At 37.0% G+C, this 20,693-nt stretch carries 21 protein-coding genes; 13 read left to right on the top strand and 8 right to left on the bottom strand.

The genetic code is table 11. The features are described from left to right. Positions 1–229 precede the first annotated feature (229 nt). Positions 230–499 (top strand): helix-turn-helix transcriptional regulator, encoded by a 270-nt coding sequence (locus H9I37_RS09100; RefSeq protein ID WP_187382313.1) that lies wholly within the window; start codon positions 230–232, stop codon positions 497–499. Positions 500–549: 50 nt separating this feature from the next. On the opposite strand, the gene H9I37_RS09105 is transcribed toward H9I37_RS09100, so the two are convergent. From H9I37_RS09105 to H9I37_RS09125, 5 genes are read right to left on the bottom strand one after another with little or no spacing between them, the layout of a single operon-like run. Next, positions 550–2,199 carry a hypothetical protein gene (locus tag H9I37_RS09105; RefSeq protein WP_187382315.1) on the bottom strand — a complete coding sequence of 550 codons (1,650 nt, stop codon included), beginning with the start codon at positions 2,197–2,199 and terminating at the stop codon, positions 550–552. 1 nt (position 2,200) lies between these two features. After that, the gene (locus tag H9I37_RS09110; RefSeq protein WP_187382317.1) at positions 2,201–2,902 is read right to left on the bottom strand and encodes a hypothetical protein; all 702 of its coding nucleotides are present in this window, start codon (positions 2,900–2,902) and stop codon (positions 2,201–2,203) included. 18 nt (positions 2,903–2,920) lie between these two features. Then, a complete protein-coding gene (locus H9I37_RS09115; protein ID WP_187382319.1) occupies positions 2,921–4,243 on the bottom strand; it encodes a PQQ-binding-like beta-propeller repeat protein in 1,323 nt (440 codons plus the stop codon). Positions 4,244–4,300: 57 nt separating this feature from the next. Beyond that, positions 4,301–5,647 carry a hypothetical protein gene (locus H9I37_RS09120; RefSeq protein WP_187382309.1) on the bottom strand — a complete coding sequence of 449 codons (1,347 nt, stop codon included), beginning with the start codon at positions 5,645–5,647 and terminating at the stop codon, positions 4,301–4,303. Positions 5,648–5,660: 13 nt separating this feature from the next. Continuing rightward, positions 5,661–6,617 (bottom strand): hypothetical protein, encoded by a 957-nt coding sequence (locus tag H9I37_RS09125; RefSeq protein ID WP_187382321.1) that lies wholly within the window; start codon positions 6,615–6,617, stop codon positions 5,661–5,663. 535 nt (positions 6,618–7,152) lie between these two features. Here H9I37_RS09125 and H9I37_RS11660 point away from each other — a divergent pair. The 11 genes from H9I37_RS11660 (at position 7,153) to H9I37_RS09175 (ending at position 15,953) form a co-directional block, all read left to right on the top strand. After that, entirely contained in the window at positions 7,153–7,299 is a 147-nt protein-coding gene (locus H9I37_RS11660) for a hypothetical protein (RefSeq protein ID WP_370586918.1), read from the top strand. Next, positions 7,235–7,555 (top strand): hypothetical protein, encoded by a 321-nt coding sequence (locus H9I37_RS09130; protein WP_222864199.1) that lies wholly within the window; start codon positions 7,235–7,237, stop codon positions 7,553–7,555. The genes H9I37_RS11660 and H9I37_RS09130 overlap by 65 nt, the downstream gene beginning before the upstream one ends. Before the next feature lie 410 nt (positions 7,556–7,965). Beyond that, positions 7,966–8,655, top strand: coding sequence for a TetR/AcrR family transcriptional regulator (locus H9I37_RS09135; RefSeq protein ID WP_187382323.1), 690 nt, complete (start codon positions 7,966–7,968; stop codon positions 8,653–8,655). Further along, the gene (locus tag H9I37_RS09140) at positions 8,624–9,367 is read left to right on the top strand and encodes an ATP-binding cassette domain-containing protein (RefSeq protein WP_187382324.1); all 744 of its coding nucleotides are present in this window, start codon (positions 8,624–8,626) and stop codon (positions 9,365–9,367) included. The genes H9I37_RS09135 and H9I37_RS09140 overlap by 32 nt, the downstream gene beginning before the upstream one ends. After that, positions 9,351–10,061 carry an ABC transporter permease gene (locus H9I37_RS09145; RefSeq protein WP_187382325.1) on the top strand — a complete coding sequence of 237 codons (711 nt, stop codon included), beginning with the start codon at positions 9,351–9,353 and terminating at the stop codon, positions 10,059–10,061. The genes H9I37_RS09140 and H9I37_RS09145 overlap by 17 nt, the downstream gene beginning before the upstream one ends. Then, entirely contained in the window at positions 10,061–10,273 is a 213-nt protein-coding gene (locus tag H9I37_RS09150; protein ID WP_187382326.1) for an LPXTG cell wall anchor domain-containing protein, read from the top strand. Before H9I37_RS09145 ends, H9I37_RS09150 begins: the two co-directional genes overlap by 1 nt. Before the next feature lie 181 nt (positions 10,274–10,454). Further along, the gene (locus H9I37_RS11665) at positions 10,455–10,607 is read left to right on the top strand and encodes a 4Fe-4S binding protein (RefSeq protein ID WP_187382327.1); all 153 of its coding nucleotides are present in this window, start codon (positions 10,455–10,457) and stop codon (positions 10,605–10,607) included. 20 nt (positions 10,608–10,627) lie between these two features. After that, positions 10,628–11,626, top strand: coding sequence for a glycoside hydrolase family 113 protein (locus H9I37_RS09160; protein WP_255422529.1), 999 nt, complete (start codon positions 10,628–10,630; stop codon positions 11,624–11,626). 78 nt (positions 11,627–11,704) lie between these two features. Beyond that, positions 11,705–13,237 carry an ATP-dependent nuclease gene (locus tag H9I37_RS09165; protein WP_187382328.1) on the top strand — a complete coding sequence of 511 codons (1,533 nt, stop codon included), beginning with the start codon at positions 11,705–11,707 and terminating at the stop codon, positions 13,235–13,237. A 141-nt stretch (positions 13,238–13,378) separates the two neighbouring features. Next, positions 13,379–15,301 (top strand): DNA topoisomerase IV subunit A, encoded by a 1,923-nt coding sequence (locus H9I37_RS09170; RefSeq protein WP_187382329.1) that lies wholly within the window; start codon positions 13,379–13,381, stop codon positions 15,299–15,301. A gap of 55 nt (positions 15,302–15,356) precedes the next feature. Continuing rightward, positions 15,357–15,953: an IMPACT family protein gene (locus tag H9I37_RS09175; protein ID WP_187382330.1), complete on the top strand. Its 597-nt coding sequence runs from the start codon at positions 15,357–15,359 to the stop codon at positions 15,951–15,953. Positions 15,954–16,020: 67 nt separating this feature from the next. On the opposite strand, the gene H9I37_RS09180 is transcribed toward H9I37_RS09175, so the two are convergent. Then, the gene (locus H9I37_RS09180; RefSeq protein WP_187382331.1) at positions 16,021–16,665 is read right to left on the bottom strand and encodes an HAD family hydrolase; all 645 of its coding nucleotides are present in this window, start codon (positions 16,663–16,665) and stop codon (positions 16,021–16,023) included. Positions 16,666–16,760: 95 nt separating this feature from the next. Here H9I37_RS09180 and H9I37_RS09185 point away from each other — a divergent pair, with 95 nt between their 5' ends. Then, positions 16,761–17,654, top strand: a complete 894-nt coding sequence (locus H9I37_RS09185; protein WP_187382332.1) for an alpha/beta hydrolase — start codon at positions 16,761–16,763, stop codon at positions 17,652–17,654. Positions 17,655–17,729: 75 nt separating this feature from the next. Here the strand turns inward: H9I37_RS09185 and lon are convergent, their stop codons facing one another. Together lon and H9I37_RS09195 are read right to left on the bottom strand one after the other, a co-directional pair. Next, positions 17,730–20,129, bottom strand: a complete 2,400-nt coding sequence (gene lon / locus H9I37_RS09190; protein WP_187382333.1) for an endopeptidase La — start codon at positions 20,127–20,129, stop codon at positions 17,730–17,732. 207 nt (positions 20,130–20,336) lie between these two features. Beyond that, a complete protein-coding gene (locus H9I37_RS09195) occupies positions 20,337–20,687 on the bottom strand; it encodes a PspC domain-containing protein (RefSeq protein ID WP_187382334.1) in 351 nt (116 codons plus the stop codon). Between the last annotated feature and the right edge of the window lie 6 nt (positions 20,688–20,693).

A 20,693-nucleotide genomic window follows, 5' to 3' on the forward strand; every position in this document is an offset into this window, starting at 1 on the left:
TTACGGACTCTGGTTACTGTATGTTGATTCATCCGGTGTAATTCCGGTCTTCTTATTCTATTTATCTTATGTAATTTTAAGGCTTAGGGGCTTTTATATACGAAATAAACTTTTCAAAATTATTATAACTGTTTTGTTTTTAATTTTTATTCTTATTATCCCAATAAAACAGGGAATACGGATATATGTACAGGTGCTGCTTCAGGACTTTATTTTTATTTTCTGTCTGATGCTTGAAACTTTTCTGCTGAATATAACTTCCGGCAATTCAGGAGAAGAGAAGATTTTAAGATTATCTTCTTTTGATGGTATTACTCACAGGGATTATGAATGGTTAAAAATGATATTAAATAATGAAAAATATGCTGCCATTGCGGTAGAATATCATTTATCCGAAGGCTCAATAAAAAACAGGCTTAAGGTTATATATGACATACTGGAAGTCGGAGATAAAACCGGTTTTATAAACAAATACCATAATTATACGATTCTGTATTAAATTTTATTTAGGATTCGATGCAGGCGGATGAGTAACTGCCTGTTGCTCTGTCAATACCTGTATAAGTAAATATTCCCACTTAATGCAGTTCCATTTACTGTTATACACCCAGAATTATTGGAAATACCAAAATTACTTATAGAGTAAGGTAATATTTTACAATATTCTCTGCACGGAAGCTTCTTCAAACTTACATTTTTCAAAAAATATTCATTAGTAACCGGATCTTTTTTATTTTCATTGAAAAAGGAATTAATATTTTGATTTAATAATATTTTTGAAAATTCTATGAATAGACTGTCAGTATTTTTATTGAAATAATTTCCGATACAATCCCATCCTGTCTGTTTAGTATCAGTCATGGACTTTAAAAAACTAATTCCCCCCTGATCTATAAAATCAATTCCGTCATTTTCATAACCGATTCCACCTGCTTTTTCAAATAACCAGTATAAAAACAGACATACAGCTCCTCTCTGACCGACACTATCATTTCTTCCTAAATAATCATTTTTACAAAATGAATAATAACTTGAATTTTCGAGATAAAAATTTATGAAATTTATATCTCCTCCAGAGCTTCCATAACCGCATAATAATTCTGTAAGATGACTCCAGCCTTCGTCCAGAAATAATTCTTCTTGCACAATGTCATTGTCGCCTTTTGAAAGGGATTTCCAGGTTTTTTGCGAGAAATTAACAGCATGTGCAAATTCATGAGAAACAGTGGCAATAATTGATTCTATCGAGTAGTTTCTATTTTCACTATCAGGAAAAGCTACATAGATAATATCCATTTCATTACTATATGGATTATATGCGCTGCTAGTTTTCTCACTAATGTTTCTAAAGAAATCTTTTGAATTAAAAAAGCCAACAGCCTTATTTTCTTCGTTTATTGTTTTTGAAAAAAGGATTGTTAATTTACCATTTGAATCTATATCTGCGCATTCTCCCCAAAGTTCTTTAACGCGCCTCATTACAAAATTTTCCAAAGGCATAATAATTTTATCAATGTCATCGTGATTAACATTTGCAATGCCTTTTGGAATCCAGACAGAAAATTCATTACCATCATAATATTTTTCTGCAATTATTTTATGTGGAGAATTTAGAGTTTCATTTGTATTTATGACATAAAATTCTCTAGATTGATAACCAGATTCTATATTTCGTGCAGATTTTATTTTATTAATCTGTAAATTCATCAGATTATTTTTTAAATATATATCCCTGTTAAATTCAGTATCATTTTTATTGTTTTTTTCTGAATTAAATTCAAGAAAAGAAGAATCCATTTTACCATTCAGGCTGAAAATGCCAAACGATTCATTTTTATCGATATTGAAATTAAACGGCAAATGTGTAATCAAACTTATATTTTTATAATTTTGATTTGCCTGCACTTCTATACATACAGAAGATGTTTTTTTTGCTTTATTGTCTTTTAATGTTATAGTATGGCTTCCTTCAGAAAGACTTCTTGTAAAATGGTATCCTTCTCCAATCTTTCCGTCAATTGATGAATACCAGATTAAATTTCTATCTTTTACATTACAGGAAAAAACAATTTCCGTATCCGTATAATAAATCCAGTTTTGTTTTGGTGATTTTATTTCAATTTCATAATATTCAGGAAGATTATTATTACAACTGAAAAACAAGAATATCAAAAATAAAATATAGATTATTCGTTTCATTTTATTCTATACAGAAACTTATCGATGCACTGGAACAATTGCTTACAGAATAATAATTATACGTTTCAAACAGAACATCCCCATATATATTCTGGGCATTAATTGTGAGATAGTATGTACCCGGTTCCAACGAGTTTACAGGAATAATTACATAGTTTGATTTTACAGAAGCAAGCCATTTAGCAGATAACGAGTTTCGTATTATTACTTGATAAACAACATTATCAGCTTTTACAGAATCCCATGATATTTGAATTTCATTTGTATTTATAAGACTTTTACCGGAAAGCACGTTATTACCTTCAGAATCGGAAAAGTTTGTTACAACCGGTTTGCTGTCTAATCTAAAGTGAGGGACAATAATTTTATATGTATCGCCGATGATGTTTGATTTAACTTTAATTTCATAATTATCGTTATCGATTCCATTCATACTACCTTTATAGCATTGAATATTATTATCAAATTCCAAAATCAGGGATACTCCTGATGAGCTTTTAACCGAAACGACTGCACAATTTACTGACTGCCCTGATTCATTTTCCAGATAAACATTAAATTCAATATTTTTATTATATTCAGAAGTAATTTTTACCCTTGCATTAAGATGAGAGTCATTTTCTGAATTTTGAATATTTTTACAGGAGCTTAATAAAATCAAGCTTACCAGCATCGAATAAAGTATTTTTTTTACATTCAGCATAAATACCTGCCTTGCCTTTTACGGTCTTATAGCAACAAGTTCACTGGTAAGAGTTTCCTGATCAAGATTAAAATAGATAAACATATCGTCATAAACGGCATTTTTATCCATCCCCAGGCTCTTTACCGAATAATCTACACCGAGTATTTCTCCGGTCTCTGCATCATAAACCCTCAGGCTGTCCCATACTACGACGAGGCATTTTCCGTTTACTACTTCAGGCTTTGTCCACAGTGAGCCGGAGTCTTCCGGCAGATCTCCCCAGATGAATTTACCGTTTTCATCAATGCACTGGATGTTTGTGATGAATTCCTCGGGAATTCCTGACATTTCTGAAGACAGATAACCTGCAGTATTTGTAAAATAGAATTTTTTATTCCACCAGGTTATTCCTACGCTGTAAATTGAAGCACCAACACTCATCTGTTTTTTCATTTCTTCCAGAGAAAAAGTCTGCTCCCATAAAGTTTTACCGGTTGAAATGTCGTAACACCCCTGACTTGGGTCTTCCAGTATGTATAATCTGTCATCTACAATATACATGTTCACAAATCCATAACCGAAAAGTTTATATGTCTTTTTTTCCCATCTGAGTGTATTAGCTCTTGTATCGTAGGCGCCCATAATGCTGGCATCATATTTTTCAAACTGATTGAAGGTTATGAAATAAATGACGCCATCCTTTGCCACAGGGGTCATCATTACAGACTGGTCGTCATACCTGTTCTGCCAGACAAGCGCAGGTTTAACATACTGGGTCTCCGGCGCACCCTCTGAAAAGTCAACTGACGATAAATCTAACTTTATGATTCCGGGGTTTTCCGTGTTATGAGGATTATAATCAGGAGAATTAGGCCAGTATAGCGAGTCATCAACCAGAATCCAGTTATCAGCCCTTATATATGTCCGGTTTTTCTCAATGTCATTTTCAAAATATGTTATGGTTGTTGTCTTTAAGCCTGTTGCATCATCATAGCAGTCAATGCAGCCTATATTTTTTATTAAAATATAATTTTTTCCGTTTCTTGTAATTAAGACCGGATAACATGAAAATGTTCTCTGTACAGGAGTGCTCCACAGGCGTTCTCCATATTTTAAATCTATTTTTGAATAAAATATCCCTTTATTTTTTCCCGGGCGTTTGTATTCAAAAATGTAATAATACCTTCCGTACTGCTGTCCATATTCAGAACTAGAATGCGCTGTTGTATGTAATGTCCAGACCTTGTCCTGTTCATAGGCAGGCAGCTGCCTTTTCTTTTTTACTTCTTTAGAAAAATTAAATCTGCATGACAAGGTCATCATTATCAGAGGTATGATGATTAAAGTTTTTACTTTCATAAGAAGTCTCCTTTACGGCAGCTGCCTGTAGTGCATTATGCAGGCGGCCGGTTTTAATTATTTTTTTATGACACCGGCTTCCTTGAGCATAGGAAAGACAACATCATTGAATGTTTCCTCGCAATTAATATCCCTGTGGTTCTTATAGATTTCAACATACCCTTTTGGCTTTTTCCCCAATACGTTTGAGTGAACTTCTTCATATTTCCCTGTAGCAGGATTATAAAACTGTTTCGGAAAAAACTGATTCTCTTTTGCTACAAGACCATCATTCTCTGCTGACCCTTTCAGTTCATTCAGTTCTCCGTCAACATTACAAAACCAGTCTCTTGCGGTACAGCAATCCCTGTATGCATTATAGTGTCCGGTCAGAAATCCGAACGCTAAATATGTTCTGACATGATTTAATATCTGGGCAGTTTCAAATACGTTTGAGGCTGTTTTACAGTAAGAACGTATTATCTGTTCTTTATCGCTGGCAAGGCTTAAAGTATTGCTGTTGGTTCCAACAATATAGCCGACAGGTAATTTTCCTGAAAATTTAGGATTATCTTTATATGCCGTATATGTAGTGTATACCGGTTCTTCATGAGTCACCCACCACCACCAGCACCAGCTTACTCTTTCCCATCTTGTGTATTTCCGTGTACCTGTTTGTTTTTTATATGTAACAGAAGTGGTATCTGAAACATTTTCCCTAATGAAAGCAGAACCGGGAACCATATCATATATTTCAGCAATTACCGGATAACTTGCAGAATTCCAGCCTTGTTTTATATAGCTGTTTGCAAATCCCGGATAGATATAATCAATCTTATCTACAATATCCCCGGCAGAACTGATTCCGATTTTATTCATTACATATTTTTCAATGAGTGTAGTTACTATTGTGATTTTAGCAACTCCATGAATTCCGTTCAGCCAGATATTTCCGTCTTCGGTTGCTTTTGCTTTTAAAGTACTGAAATTATTTTCCAAAGCTTTCAGTCCCTTATCAATACCGGAAATTGTAATTACAGCTCTTAATCTTTCATAATTTGCTCTTGCTTCCTCTCTCTCCTGCAAAGTCAAATATGGATCATTTATTCTTCGCTCAAGCATTGCGGCGTATGCAAGCACTCTGATTCCTCCCTGACTATGTCCGACTATGGCATAACGGTCTGTATGTCCTTTTTCTATGTCATCCTGAATTACATAATCTATTTCACTATTTACCCTGACCTTAAGGGATTCTTTATGCTCTGAAGAAGGAATGGCATCAAAACTGAATCCGCTGAATTCACGGTAATTTTTATCTGATAATCCGGAAACTTTATTACCTATTCCCGGGGCAGCCACAGATATACTACTGCTGCTGAAGCAGAAGGCAGCAATCAATAAACTATAAACATTTCTTTTTGTCATTTAGCGTTTCCTCCTAAAAATTTCCTAAGAGCTTAAATACAGAATCTTCTGTTTTATTAACTTCGACATCTTCATAAACTTCTACAATTGTCTCAATACAACTCAGGTCCCCGGGGTCTCCAAATTTAACTGACGGTTCTTCAAAGATATTTCCGTTTTCTTTCATTTTATTGAAATCTTCTTCTGAAATTTCAGGAATATCATCAATAGTTTTAAAATATTCTGTATCTTCAGGAATTCCTTCGATTCTTTTTTCATAATCTGTAACAATTTTTGTAATCATTCCGACTTTGACATATTCATCACCACATTTCTGGTATACATATTCGGCTGAAGTTGTAACTGTCGCTCCGTCATTTTTAACAGCAACGGTTTCCATTTCTGTAAGTACGTCTGCTGCAGAGTCAAACGAAACCCGTGTAGATATTCTTTTTTCGAATTCAGATGTGAATAATTCATTCGGAAGCGACAGGGTAAGGCTTGAATTCTTTTTATCTTCTGTGATATCAAAATTAAGTCTTGTTGCCTCTTTCTTTATGGAATCCAGATTTACTTTTCCAAAACCTAATCCATATCCCATAAATGCTAAATCATCTGGAGCTGCTTCAAGTGGAATTCTCTGCTGAATCTCATTGGAAGCGCTGTCAAACATAATCATTTCCTTATCATTAGAAATAACGGATCTGAAACGTCCATCAGGGCTTTGATTAAGCATGTCTAATCTTACATACTGTTCATCATTAATTAATTTAGCAGCTAAATGGTATTGCGATGTTAGGTTCAGGGAAGTGTCTCTGCGGCTGTTCATACTGTATACACTGACTTTCGCTTCGAATGCGTTTATTGTATCAGAGGTATCATTCCAGCTTACGGAAATTTCTTTATCAGAAACTAATTGCCTTTCAGGAGAAATTGAATTTCCTGTATTGCAGCCTGAAAAAAAATTGCAGTACCGGTAATTATAAACCATGTTAAAATAATCTTTTTCATCAATAACCCTCTCTCTTACAGATTTATGTACCCTGCAATAATTCTATATCACGATTAGAGAAAATAAAGTCATAAAAAGGTCATATTCGGGTAAAAAAAAGTCATATTTCAAAGAGAATATTTGTTTGATACGCTCAGGCTGGCAGTATATGATTCAATTACAGATAAAATGTCATTAAATTTATATTCAAAAAATAATAAAAAGAAATGCAGTTTTTTTGTATTGTCGCTATTTTTCTATTATTACTCTCTAACTGCTTTGAGCTAGTAAGGCTGTTCTCAGATGATATCACTATAAATTCTTATACATGTATAAGTGGCATCATAATAAATTCAGCTTCGTGCATTATATTCAGCCTGCTGATAATTATTCCTGCTCGTTTTGGACTGCTTGCACTTGTCTCTGTTACTTACGGACTCTGGTTACTGTATGTTGATTCATCCGGTGTAATTCCTGATAGCAGTTTGATGACTGTTTCGGAGGCGAAATAATAAGTCTTGCAATGGACACAAACATGAAAGAAGAGCTTTGTATTTCTGCTCTGAATGCAGCCTTCGAGATGAGAAAGCCGCATTCAGGAGTGATAATTCACAGTGATGCCGGAAGCCGGTACACAAGTGAGGCATGTAGTAGTAGGAGAGTTGAAGACAAAATCAAGTAAAAATATTTTCAGGAAATTAAACGAGTATTTTAAGAATTTGCAGGATAAACAAGAGGAGATTATGAAGAAACATAATTCATTATCAGTTGAATATGATGAATTGGAACATCTGAAAAACAATATGAATGAGTATATGGGGAGAAATAAAACTAAAAAGGAAAAGGAATCGGTGATTGGTTCAATTAAGAAACATCGGAGTGAAGAAAGAGAAATATCTAAAGAAAAGAATAAAATATCGAAAGAAGCTGAAAGATAGGTCTATTGTCGGTGTGGCCTTAGGACTGCACCGGCTCTTTTTATTTGGGGGATATGTTTAAGAGTTTTGTTTTATTGAGCCTTTGGTAGATAAAAATTTAAAACACAAGAGTAGGATTATATAAAAATAGGGAAATAGGCAAACTATGAGAGGACACAGGAAGTTGAAATATACTTAAATTTTATTGGTAAGTTTGAAATGCCGAAAAAAGAGCCTGTAAAAGAAGAACTTGAGGAATTGGAAAAACTAAGGAAAAAGAGAGAAAAGAAGCGGGAGTACAATTATAGGTATATGAGGAAGCTAAAAGAAAGGTGAGAGAATAATTTATAAAAGCTCTTGACAAAATAACAGATAAAAGATATTTTAAAAAAAACCGAACGGTCGGAATTTAATAAAAAGGTGTATCAGCTATGGCGAAAGAATATAATGCAAAGGCTACCATTGAGGCTATTTTATCCGCATCAGCGAAGCTGTTTTTACAAATGGGATTCGATAAGACCAGCATGATGGATATTGCAACAGCTGCCGGAATATCCAAGGGGGCTATTTATCATCATTTTAAATCGAAGGATGAAATTATCAAATCTGTTATGGAGAAGCAGGAACAAAGTGTAAAGGGTACAATAGAAAACTTTATGGAAGAGACCCGGTTTTTGAGTGGAAAAGAACAGTTGCAACTTATTTTGGAGAAAAATATCGAGAATCAGGAAGCACATTATTTAGATGATGCAATGAGTGTACGCATGAAAAGTGCAGAGTTTGTCCTATCCTACATGCAATCTTGTGTCAATAAGGATTCTAACTTTGTTTCAAAAATTATTAAGAGAGGAATACAAGATGGCTCTATCGTTACAGATTTTCCGGATGAATGTGCGGAAGTTTTTATGCTATTGCTCAATGTGTGGTGTGATCCGGCTGTTTTTGATTGTGATGGTGAGAAGTTATCCTCGAGACTCGGATTTTTACAATATATGATGAAGTCGATAGGCATCGATGTATTCAGTGATGAACTTATTGAAAAATCGTTGGAGCTATTGCAAAAATTATATCCAAAGGAGGATAAGACCGATGAATCATCATTTCATTATAGAAACAAATAACCTGACAAAAACTTTTGGCGGTAAGGAAGTAATTAAAGCTTGTAATATGCATGTAGAAAAAGGTACGATTTATGGTTTTTTAGGTGCGAACGGAGCGGGGAAAACAACGGTATTCAAACTTCTCTCAGGACTTCTTACACCGACTATGGGAAAATTACAAATGTTTGGAATAGATAATCTTTCAACACCGAGTGATATGTTATCACAGATTGGTACTTTGATAGAAACTCCCATTTTTTATGAACATTTGTCGGCAGCAGAAAATTTGCATATGCATCTTGCCTACATGGGCAAGGAAGGTGGGAATGTAGAGGATGTCTTGTCAAAAGTCGGATTAAAGGATATTGGTGTTCAGCCGGTATCTACTTTTTCCTTGGGGATGCGTCAGCGTTTAGCGATTGCAAGAGCAATTATCCATAAACCACAACTATTGATTCTGGATGAGCCGATTAACGGACTGGATCCTATGGGAATTAAGGAAATGAGGGACTTATTTTTGTACCTTGCAAAAACAGAGGGTATGACATTACTGATTTCCAGTCATATTTTGACAGAAATAGAGCATATTGCGGATACAATAGGGGTTATTGTCAACGGAACGATAGTGAGAGAGGTCTCGATGGATAAGGTGAAGGTAGAGTATCCATCAGGTCTGGAAGAGTATTTTATGGATATTATGATAGGGAGAAAAGAAAATGAAAACGCTGATTAGATTGGAATTAAAAAAGAATAACATCAACACTTATATCTTAGCGGATATTATCATAGCGATTACGATGATTGGTTTCCTTTTTCTTTTTGCATATGCCCCTTTGATAGAGCCGGATGATAAAGACATGGCAATTTTTGCAGGATATGATAATCTTATTTCTCTATTTTGTGTTTTTAACATGGCAGTATTTTGTGTGATGTCTGCAGTGATGTATTGCAGGTTTGTTATTGAAGATTATTCGGGTAAGCGACCTATTTTACTTTTTTCCTATCCGGTAAGTCGAAAAAAGGTTGTGTTATCCAAACTTTTGATTGTGTGTGGATTTACGATTATATCAATGGTTGTCTGTAACTTTATTGTTTTTTTGATATTCGGTATCACTGAAAATTTCATTCATCTTGTAGGAAACAACTTTACAGTTTCTATTATCTTGAACATTGTTGAAAATACCATATTGATGTCAGCGATAGCTGCAACTATCGGAGTGATAGCAGTAGGAATCGGATTTATCAAAAAATCAGTGCCGACAACTATTATTTCTGCAGTTTTCCTTGCTTCGTTAATGTGTAATATTGTGGTAAATGCAAACCCTAATCGAGCAGCGATGTATGTGTTAGCAGCGGCAATGGTAATGATTGGTATCTTGTGTTCGATATTTTTGATGAAAAAAATAAATAAGATGGAGGTTTTATAATGGAACAAAAAATAGAAGAAACAGTGGACAATTTTCTTGATGGAATGGCATCAGAATTGTATTTGGGAAGTGTATTGTTTGGATTGTTGCTAATCCTTGTTGGAGCAGTGTTGTTATTCAAAAAAAGAAATTCAAACAATAACAAATTTGTTTGTTATGCTTGTATAGTAATAGGATTTCTCGCTATTGTAAGTGGACTGATGCAGATGTAATCCGCTGAAAAAGGGGTTATTGAATGCGTATCGGCTCTACATGAGACCAGACTATTTGCGCTACAAGACAGGATAAAAGTATGTATATCAAAAATCGAAATTCCTATGCTTACAGTACGAGAAAATACTGAGAGAAGACGAATGCTGAAAACAAAAAAGAATGTAAATTTTTAATATGCTTATGGCAGATATAAGAAAGATACGGATTGATCAAAATAAATGCGTCGGTTGCAGAAAATGTATAAAAATTTGCCATAAGCATGCGCCGGTTTACGTACCGCAAAATGGAATACTGGAAATCAACGGTCACAAGTCCCTTGCAAGCATAATGTAAAATCATGGTATAATAAACACATGATTGAAGTTGCAACAAAAGTAAAAATCCCGTTTCTCTGGGGAAAATCTGTTTTTAGAAAATCAAACTGGTCAAATATAAATCCGTGCTATTATTACCGTATGATTCGCAAACCGTTTTATTTTCTTACTGTTTTTATGCTGATTTTTTCTACGCTCGGCATACATGCTCAAACGCCGAAAATCCATTCTCCGCTGTACGGAATAACGCTTGATGCACTTTCAGCGTCTTCGATAAGCAAAATCATCGATGCCGTAAAGGCACTGCCCGTAAAACCGACAGCCCGAGTTGTCATCGACGCCGGCGCAAACCATGAGGATTTAGCTCCGCTTCTGGCGAAGCTTCACGAAGTTTCTTACATTTTGCTTTGCCCGTGCGATTCATTCGACATGAAACTTTATGAAACCGTCGAATCCTATACGGCGCGCTTTGCGGACTGCGTCGAACACCTTGCGCCTTATACCGATATTTGGGAAGTCGGAAATGAAATTAACGGTGAAGGGTGGCTCGGAGGAACGGATGAGCTGACAGGACGGAAAGCTTATGCGGCATGGAAGTATGTGCACGAGCGCGGCTTTACTGCTGCACTTACAGCCTATATGTTTAAGCCCGGCAGCCAAAGCATGACGATGGAAGAATGGCTTGAAAAGTTTATCCCCTCCGATATGAAAAACGCTCTCGATTACGTATTGGTCAGTTATTACGACAAAGACAACGAAGGCTTGCACGAAGATTGGGACGATATGTTTGACAATTTATATAAGATGTTCCCGAATTCGCTTTTGGGATTCGGCGAATGCGGCTTTGCAAATCCGCACAGCATCGGCAGGTCTTTTAATGCGCAGGCTGACGCTTATTACCGCATGAAGCCGTACAACGACCGGTACATCGGCGGTTATTTTTGGTGGTACTGGCAGGAAGATTGCGTTCCGCACAAGAAAAACCCGCGCTGGCAAAAAATCGCCGATAATTTTTTATGGATGAAAGAGAATTATTAAAGATATGAGCATATAGAATGAGATTGAGGAAGTCTTTCCGTGAGTGCCTGTAATGAAAAGTCATGATATAATAAGCGCATGATTGAAGTTGCGACAAAAGTAAAAATCCCGTTCCTTTGGGGAAAATCTGTTTTTAGAAAATCAAACTGGTCAAATATAAATCTGATAGTGGGACCGAACGGTTCGGGTAAAACTATTCTAGCCTCGAGCCTCGCAGAACAATTTAAATCTGCAGGCTACAGAGTTCGTTTTTTAAAAGCCGACAGACAGTACAACAATCAGATAGTGATTTTACGAAACAGCGAAAAAATCCGCGAAAAAATTGAAAAAGTTCTTTCGAGCATGTTCGCAAAATCTATAAAAATGATAGAGAACATCGACAAAACGATGATTCCGATAGTCGAGAACAAAGCTTGGAACGTTGAATACACTCTTGAAGACGCCGAATGCCACGGGCTTCGAGAAATAATAAGCCTCCTTGTGACACTTTACGATTCAGATTCAGATGACTGCCTTTTTATAGATGAACCTGAACTTCACCTTCACCCTCAATTTGAGACTTTTTTTATGAACGAGATAAAAAAACAAGTTTTACACACAAGCAGACGAATGTTTTTTTTGATATCTCACAGCCCATACTTTATAGACTTGAGAACTCCTGAAGATTTAATCGGAGTTGTATGCTGTCACGTAAACAAAGTCCCGACGAGCATCGAAGAGCTTTCAGAAGATGATGACGCATTGTTCCGCAGGTTTTTACCGAGATTCAACACATATCACAAACAGTTTTTCTTTTCAGACAACCAGATTTTCGTAGAAGGATACACAGACCAGCAGATGTTTTCGTATCTACTTGGCTATATAGAAGATGAGTACAGCGCAGCCGGAACCGGAATCATAGATGTTGGTGGAAAAGACGAACTCGGGGTTTTCTGCAAAGTGTGCTCGCTGATAGGGACGAACGGACGAATTATAACAGATTTAGATTCCCTTTTCAGCGGAAAGTTGAGAGATGTCTTTTGCAAAGATCAACGAGTCGTAGGCTGGCTTGAAAAACAAAAAGAAAAACAGGAAAGTTTTTACAGACAGATTTTCAGCCAGAAGGAAATCGCACAGGAAATCACCCTTGAAAAACTGATATACAGACTTGAACGTTATCTTGTGAACATCGGACAAGAATTGCCGGAGTATGACAAAAACTGTTCGGCAAAACTTCAAACTTTTTTTGAAAAACTATATCTTTTACAAGAAAAGCACGAAAATGCAGAAAATGTAGACACATACAAAACAGTTCTTCTTCAAGGAGTGAATACAGCCGGAGATGAACTTTCAAAATATTTATCTAAGGTAACTGCAAAAACACTTCCATTGATAAAAAACCTCGCCACATTCATACTTGCCGCCGCAGAAGCCGCAAACGTTTACATTCTTCCGAGAGGCTGCATAGAGCACTACTATTCGCAGACAAAATTATTATACATGCCAGTCTCAGGAAAAGACAAATTGTTCAGATATGAACTCGACTTTATACAATCGGCGCACCGAAAATCTGTACGAAAGAATTATAGAGAGCTGATTGAGCTTTTGGAACGAATCACAAATAAATCTTAATTGTCTCATTCAGCTGTTTTGCAACTCTTCCTTTTCTGCTCATAAATTCTCTATTCTTGAAACTCGCAAGTTTATACTTTATAATTGTAAAGGGTATTTGACAGATTCGGAACATTCTGTCTTTTTTTGGGGAAATTCTAAATGGCTTATGTAAAAAATCTATTTGATTCTAACTTTATTCAGTATGCGAGTTACGTAATTCGTGATCGTGCAATTCCTGAAATCACTGACGGTTTAAAACCTGTTCAACGGAGAATAATCCATACACTCATAAAAACTGATGACGGACGTTTTACAAAAGTTGCAAACGTTTGCGGAAAAGTTATGGCATATCACCCTCACGGGGACGCCTCTATTTACGCTGCTCTTGTAAATCTTGCAAATAAAGAGCTTTTCATAGATAAGCAGGGAAACTTCGGAAACTTGTACACAGGAGACGGAGCGTCTGCCCCTCGTTACATTGAATGCAGGCTTCGTTCTATCACACGCGATATATTAAATACAAATCCGAGAATCACAAAATATGTCGACACTTATGACGGCAGAGATGTCGAACCTGTTTTTTTCCAGGCAAAACTGCCTTTAGTTTTGATACTCGGAGCCGAAGGTATTGCGGTCGGCATGAGCACGTACATTTTAAGCCACAATATCCACGAAGTAATCGAAGCAGAAAAAAAGTGCCTGCGTGGCGAAAAATTTAAGCTTTACCCTGACTTTTCAACAGGCGGACTTATAGATGTCAGCGACTATCAGGATGGGCTTGGAAAAATCGTCGCTCGAGCGAAGATGGACACGAGCGATGATAAAAAAATCGTCATCACAGAGCTGCCTTACGGTTCAACTACAGAAAGTTTGTGCGATTCGATTGAAAAAGCCGTAAAAAACGGAAAAATCAAGGCTTCTTCAATTCAGGACTACACTTCAGACAAAGTAAATATAGAAATTAAACTTCAGCGCGGTGTTTACACAAAAGACGTTGTAGACGCCCTTTACGCATTTACTGAATGCGAAAAAACAATTTACTGCAATCTGCTTGTAATAAAAGACAACATGCCTGTTCAGATGACATGCACGCAAGTTATTGAACATCATTCAAAACAGCTTGTAGGAATACTCAAACGAGAGCTCGAAATTGAAAAAGAAGATTTGATGGAAAAACTCCATCTTCGCACACTTGAAAGAATATTTGTCGAAGAACGTATCTACAAAAAAATCGAAACACAAAAGACAGAAGAAGGCGTAAATAAAGCTGTAAAAGACGGATTTAAGCCGTTTAAGGCCGAACTGATTCGTGAAATCAATGATGACGACATTGATCATCTTTTGAGAATCCCAATCAGAAGAATTTCTCTCTACGATATCAGCAAAAACAAGCAAGAAGTGACCGCAATCAACAATCGAATCAAAGAGATAAACAGGCTGCTAAAACACCTTGTAGATTATGCTATCGGCTGGCTCGAAGCGATTGAAAAAAAACTCAACACGGAATATATAAAGCGCCGCACAAAGATTGCGAATATCGATGCAGTTGATGTAAAGGCTGTGACAAAACGCGACCAAGCTCTAAAATACGACGAAAAAACAGGATATCTTGGAATCGGGGTTTCAGGCGGTGCGGAACTGTTCAAAGTCACCCCTTTTGACAAAATCCTCTATGTCCGAAAAAGCGGAATCTATTCAGTTTCCGAGACACCTGACAAACTGTTCGTAGGCCCCGAAATGCGTTACTGCGGATTTGCCGATAAGGAAAGCCTAAATAAAGTACTGTTCACAATCCTATACCGCGACCCTGAAACTAAGTTTGTATACATCAAACGGTGCAAGATTCTTGCATACATAATGAATCGCGACTACTTTTTTGCACCTGAAGGGATGGAAGTTCTCCACATCGATACACGTAAGACTTTCTTATTCCAGTTGAACTACGTAAAAAAAGCACGCGTAAAAATCTTAAAAGAAGTTTTCAAGGCAGGCGATTTTGAAGAAAAATCTCTAAAAGCAAGAGGCGTTCGCATATCTGCAAAAGAAGTTCAAACAGTCGATATTCAGCAAAATAAAGATTGACCAACAGAAAAATAATGCTTGGCAAAAAAACAATTAAAGTAGCGAGTATTGTTTGATGGATATTCTTACAAAACAAATTCAATCTGAAGAAAAAATAAAAGGCTCTCTATTTCTCTCGGAACTTTTTCCGTGCGGCACTCAAGCCGATGCGCGAGAAATAATAAAATCACAAAAAATTAAATATCCGGATGCGTCGCACGTAGTCCACGCTTTTATAATCGGACAAAACGGTGAAGTGATGGGAATGAGCGACGATGGGGAACCTTCAGGCACGGCGGGCAGACCTGTTCTCGACATATTGAAAGGCAGAAAATGCACAAACACGTTGCTCTCTGTTACACGATGGTTCGGAGGAACGCTGCTTGGAACAGGGGGACTTGTAAAAGCATATTCGGGAGGAGCAAAAAAAGTTATTCAGACGGCAGACGAACAAAACGCCTTTGAAGAACTCGTGGAAAAACTTCAGTTTTGCTTTTCAACAGATTATTCTCTCTACAAGGCTATTAAAATTGCGCTTGAACAGTTCCATATCTACAATCTTGCGGAAGATTTTATGACTGACATTTTGATAAAAGGCGAAATCCGCAAAGACGAATTCCTCATCCTTGCGGAAAAATTGAAAGATATGTCGAATGGAAAGATAAAACTTTAGGTAGCAAAAACAAAAGTCACGATGGCAGTCTGCCGAAACGAGCGGGCTCAACGTGTTTCAGCTTTTTTTACAAATATTCTTTCAATTCTTCAAGCGTAGAGGAAATCCTCCAGCACATTTTTTTTATCGCTTCATCAGGCTGAATTTTGTCAGGCACCATGATTGTTTTTAACCCAGCCGAAAAAGCGCTTTTGATACCATTATAGCTGTCTTCAACCGCAGTGCATTCTTCTGGTTCAAGTCCAATCATTTTACATGCGCGCAAATAAATTTCCGGGTCCGGTTTGCTGTGCTCAACGAGGTCTCCAGTTATTCTGATTTTAAAAAAATCAATCAGTCCAACAGCAGTCAACTGTCTTTCCACAGAAGCCCCACGAGTAGAAGACGCAAGCGCAATTTTGTATTTCGGCGAAAGGTATTCGAGGATCTCCCTCGCATAATACATCAGAGGAATGCCGCGCTCCTTTTCAATCTGATGAAAAAAAACAGAAGTGCGTTCAAGAAATTTTTCTGAGTCAAAGTTTTCACCGTAAAAGTTTTTTAGAATTCTGACCGTATCGTTGAGATTAGAGCCACGGCATTTATTGATCTGTTCCTCTGTGACAGTTATACCGAATTCAATAGCCGCTTTACGCCATGTCTTGTCGGAGATTGATTCCGTATCAAGAATAACGCCGTCCATATCAAAAATAATTCCTTTCAATTTATTCATAATTAAATAGATATCACACTTTTTGATTTTTTTATATACAAAATCATTTTTTCATGCGGTGTTTTTTTATCTTTTATTGTGGTATATTTTGCAGCATGAAGCGAATGTTTTTTTTATTTTTTTTGACTTTTGCAGTTGCGTTTGCGCTATATGCTCAGGATAAAACAATTTATCTGTGGCGAAATGTAAAAGGAATGGAGAAAGAGTATTCGGTTATGTTTATGCACAAAGCTCTCAACTCAGATGCACGTGCAGATGCAAAAGTTCCAGTCGTGATTGTATGCCCCGGCGGAAGTTATCATCATCTTGGGCTGTACAACGAAGGATATTGTTCATCAAAATGGTTTAGCGAAAACGGAATAACCGCTTTTACTCTCAAATACAGGACCAACGAAAGCCTATATAATCATCCGGCGCAGCTTGAAGATGTTCAAAGAGCGATTCAGATTATCCGTGAAAATGCTGACGAATTTGGAGTCGATAAAAACAAACTTGGTGTAATCGGATATTCTGCAGGAGGTCACCTTGCGGCGATGAGTGGAGCATTTGCAGAAACTCACAACGAACTCGAAAAAATCGGAATTAAAACTGATGTAAGCCTCAGACCTGATTATATCATGGCAATCTATCCTGTAGTTTCGATGCAAGACGATATTGCACACCGTTGGTCAAGAAACAGTTTGCTCGGATACGGCAAAAAAAAACAGACTCAAAAGCGAAAAGATGAGTTTTCTATTGAACTCAATATTCCTGACAATATGCCACCGTCTTACATAGTAGTCTGCGAAGATGACCACGTAGTTATCCCAGAAAACGCAAAACGCCTGTATGCAGCGTGCAAATCAAAAAACATTCAAAACTGCCGCCTCGCAGTTTATCCATGGGGCAAGCACGGATTTGGAATGCTCAACAACGACTTTATGAAAGAATTCCACTGGAACGATGCTCTCAAAGACTGGCTGATCGAAATCAATGTTTTAGAAAAGTAATTGAGATATTATGCCAAAATCGTTTTTATTTGTTTCAACTGCGGCATTTTTGATATTTTTACACATCATATTGTGCTATTTTATCCCAAGTGCGATTTCCAAAACTTCATGGACATCGCTGACCGGTATAAACTTAATTCCAGCTTTTACGTGTTCAGGAATTTCTGTCAAATCACGTTCATTAGCCTTTGGAATAATGATTGTCTTTATATTGTTTCTCCTTGCAGCGACAGTCTTTTCTCGCAACCCACCGATCGGCAAAACCTGCCCTGTTAAAGAGAGCTCGCCTGTCATTGCAAGATGAGCTTTGATTTTTTTACCGGTAAACAACGATACAAAAGTTGTAGCCATTGTGATTCCGGCGCTTGGACCGTCTTTTGGAGTTGAACCTTCAGGGATGTGAAGATGAACGATGTTTTCATCAAACCACTTTGATTTTTTTTTGCCGTTATCAAGGGCAAACTTACGAGACCAGTTGAAAGCGATCTGACTAGATTCTTTCATCACGTCTCCCATCTGACCTGTGAGGACAAGTCCGCCTTTTCCTGCAAAGTGAGTCGATTCAATTAAAAGAGTGTCGCCTCCCATGCTCGTCCATGCAAGTCCGATTGCAGTTCCCGGCACTTTTGCTTCTTTTAGTTGGCTCTCATCAAAATCGGGTTTTCCAAGATACTTAAAAAGATCTTGAGAATCTACAGTAATCAATATTTTTGAATAGTCTTTATCACCATCAGACGGCTTTGACTCGTTATCTGTCAGCATTTCAGTTACTATTTTGCGGTGAATCTTGTCTACCATTTTTTCGTAATTGCGAACGCCGGCTTCTCTCGCGTATTCTTCTGCAATTTCAAGAAGCGCATTTTTTGTGTATTTCACCTGATTTTTCTTCAAACCGTTTTTTTTCAAGTTTTTTGGAATAATATATTTTTTTGCAATTTCGATTTTTTCCTGATCAATGTAGCCGCTCAGATGAATGATTTCGGCTCGGTCGAGTAAAGGAGCTGGAATGGAATCTAGCGAGTTTGCTGTCAAAATAAAAAATACATTTGAAACATCAAACGGTAAATCAAGATAGTTGTCCCGGAATGAAACATTTTGTTCAGGGTCAAGGACTTCGAGCAATGCAGAAGCAGGGTCTCCATTGTGGCTGGAACCCATCTTGTCTACCTCGTCTATCATAAAAACAGGAGTGTTGCTCTTTGTGATTTTCAATCCTTGAATTATCTTCCCCGGCATTGCCCCAATGTAAGTTCGCCTGTGACCTTTTATTTCAGCTTCATCTCTCATGCCTCCCACAGAAAATCTGTAAAAAGGCTTGTTCATCGCATTTGCAATAGAACGACCGACAGACGTTTTTCCAACACCAGGAGGCCCTACTAAGAGCAGAATTGAACCTTTGCTGTCGCCTTTCATCTTTCTGACTGCAAGATATTCGATGATTCGTTTTTTGACATCATCAAGCCCATAGTGATCATCTTCAAGAACTTTTTTTGCACGAGCAAGCTCGTAATTATCTATGGCAGGCTCTTTCCATGGCAACTGAGTTACGAGCTCCAGAAAATTGCGCGTTCCAATATACTCAGAAGAATTCGGATCCATCAGATTAAATTTTTCAAGTTCGCTGTAAACTGTTTCTTTTATTTCTCCTTCAAAATTAAACGAATCAATCTTCTTTTTATATTTAAGATAATCAGTATCATTTCCATCGGGAGTTTCGCCGAGTTCTTCCTGAATAGCTTTCATTTCTTCGCGGAGAAAATATTCACGTTGATTCTTTTCGATTTTTTCATTCAGCTCGTTCTGAATCTTTTTTTGGACACGCAAAAGTTCCTGTTCCTTTTTGATATAGACAAGCACTTGCTCCATTCGCTGGCGAACGTTTGTAGTCTCCAAAATCTTCTGCTGTTCTGATTTATCTATATTCAAAATTGAAGCAATAAAATCTGCGATTTTTCCGGGATTATCGATATTGACCATGTTTAGCCGCATCTCTTCGCTGAACAACGGATTATTTTCGCTGATTTCTTTCATCTCGCTTATCAGAGCACGGGTGAGCGCTTTTACTTCAAAAGTCGACGCTTCATCATCATCAAGATAATCGACAGCTACAGCCATCGGTGAAGAATTGTGAAGCGATTTTCTGATTCTAAATCTTTTCACAGTAGATATGAAAAGGTTTACTCCGCCATCAGGAAGATTGACCTTTTTTATTATATGAGCGACAGTTCCAACTTTGTACAAGTCTTTGACAGTCAGATTTTCAGAATCATTTTTTGCCATAACGATTCCGACAAACCCGTCTTTCCCGTATGCTTCTTCCGCAACATGCACATCGTCATTTGAACTTATCATCAGCGGCGTAAAAATTCCGGGAAATATCGGACGCCCTTGCAAAGGGATAATCGTGAGTTTATTTGGCAAAATCTGTTCTGCCGGTATTATTGAGTTTTCTTTATTTTCGTTAGTATCGTTCATACAATTAAATATAACAACAAAAGCGGGAAAACGGCAAATATTTAGAATCGCGAAAAAAAATACCTTCGAATTGCTTCAAAGGTATTTCGGCATTTTTTTATGAAATTAAACGGATTTTAGACTTGCGCTTCGGCAATTTCAGCGCGGGTTCAGCTGGTTCAGCGCAATTTATTTAGCAACGTAATTTCCGTGTAATTTCCGTGCAATTTATTTATCGAAGTATTTATCAAAATCTTCGTCCGAATGCATTTTTTTGTCGTTTTTTTTGTTTGTTCTGCTGCGGCTTCCAGATGATTTTGATTCATTTCCCGAATATCGATTCGCTCTCTTAAGTTTATCGATTTCTTCATCGCTCGCATTTTCAAAATCCTGTGCATCAGAATAAGGCATTACAACACATGCGATGATGTATGCAATAACACCAAGTCCATTGATGCAGGCAACAATCACCGCAACAATACGAACAATAGTTGCATCAATATTGAAATATTCAGCGATACCGCCGCATACTCCATCAATCATTTTATTTTTTCTAGATTTGCATAAACGTTTAGCCATTTTCAC

Source organism: Treponema sp. Marseille-Q3903, assembly GCF_014334335.1.
In the GTDB taxonomy this organism is placed as follows: Bacteria; Spirochaetota; Spirochaetia; order Treponematales; family Treponemataceae; genus Treponema_D.

What these genes read in the sequence shown, in the direction of transcription:
- H9I37_RS09100 (WP_187382313.1), top strand. Translation starts at nt 230, where the DNA reads ATGCTTGAAACTTTTCTGCTGAATATAACTTCCGGCAATTCAGGAGAA.
- H9I37_RS09105 (WP_187382315.1), bottom strand. Translation starts at nt 2,199, where the DNA reads ATGAAACGAATAATCTATATTTTATTTTTGATATTCTTGTTTTTCAGT.
- H9I37_RS09110 (WP_187382317.1), bottom strand. Translation starts at nt 2,902, where the DNA reads ATGCTGAATGTAAAAAAAATACTTTATTCGATGCTGGTAAGCTTGATT.
- H9I37_RS09115 (WP_187382319.1), bottom strand. Translation starts at nt 4,243, where the DNA reads ATGAAAGTAAAAACTTTAATCATCATACCTCTGATAATGATGACCTTG.
- H9I37_RS09120 (WP_187382309.1), bottom strand. Translation starts at nt 5,647, where the DNA reads ATGACAAAAAGAAATGTTTATAGTTTATTGATTGCTGCCTTCTGCTTC.
- H9I37_RS09125 (WP_187382321.1), bottom strand. Translation starts at nt 6,617, where the DNA reads ATGGTTTATAATTACCGGTACTGCAATTTTTTTTCAGGCTGCAATACA.
- H9I37_RS11660 (WP_370586918.1), top strand. Translation starts at nt 7,153, where the DNA reads ATGAAAGAAGAGCTTTGTATTTCTGCTCTGAATGCAGCCTTCGAGATG.
- H9I37_RS09130 (WP_222864199.1), top strand. Translation starts at nt 7,235, where the DNA reads ATGCCGGAAGCCGGTACACAAGTGAGGCATGTAGTAGTAGGAGAGTTG.
- H9I37_RS09135 (WP_187382323.1), top strand. Translation starts at nt 7,966, where the DNA reads ATGGCGAAAGAATATAATGCAAAGGCTACCATTGAGGCTATTTTATCC.
- H9I37_RS09140 (WP_187382324.1), top strand. Translation starts at nt 8,624, where the DNA reads ATGAATCATCATTTCATTATAGAAACAAATAACCTGACAAAAACTTTT.
- H9I37_RS09145 (WP_187382325.1), top strand. Translation starts at nt 9,351, where the DNA reads ATGAAAACGCTGATTAGATTGGAATTAAAAAAGAATAACATCAACACT.
- H9I37_RS09150 (WP_187382326.1), top strand. Translation starts at nt 10,061, where the DNA reads ATGGAACAAAAAATAGAAGAAACAGTGGACAATTTTCTTGATGGAATG.
- H9I37_RS11665 (WP_187382327.1), top strand. Translation starts at nt 10,455, where the DNA reads ATGGCAGATATAAGAAAGATACGGATTGATCAAAATAAATGCGTCGGT.
- H9I37_RS09160 (WP_255422529.1), top strand. Translation starts at nt 10,628, where the DNA reads ATGATTGAAGTTGCAACAAAAGTAAAAATCCCGTTTCTCTGGGGAAAA.
- H9I37_RS09165 (WP_187382328.1), top strand. Translation starts at nt 11,705, where the DNA reads ATGATTGAAGTTGCGACAAAAGTAAAAATCCCGTTCCTTTGGGGAAAA.
- H9I37_RS09170 (WP_187382329.1), top strand. Translation starts at nt 13,379, where the DNA reads ATGGCTTATGTAAAAAATCTATTTGATTCTAACTTTATTCAGTATGCG.
- H9I37_RS09175 (WP_187382330.1), top strand. Translation starts at nt 15,357, where the DNA reads ATGGATATTCTTACAAAACAAATTCAATCTGAAGAAAAAATAAAAGGC.
- H9I37_RS09180 (WP_187382331.1), bottom strand. Translation starts at nt 16,665, where the DNA reads ATGAATAAATTGAAAGGAATTATTTTTGATATGGACGGCGTTATTCTT.
- H9I37_RS09185 (WP_187382332.1), top strand. Translation starts at nt 16,761, where the DNA reads ATGAAGCGAATGTTTTTTTTATTTTTTTTGACTTTTGCAGTTGCGTTT.
- lon (WP_187382333.1), bottom strand. Translation starts at nt 20,129, where the DNA reads ATGAACGATACTAACGAAAATAAAGAAAACTCAATAATACCGGCAGAA.
- H9I37_RS09195 (WP_187382334.1), bottom strand. Translation starts at nt 20,687, where the DNA reads ATGGCTAAACGTTTATGCAAATCTAGAAAAAATAAAATGATTGATGGA.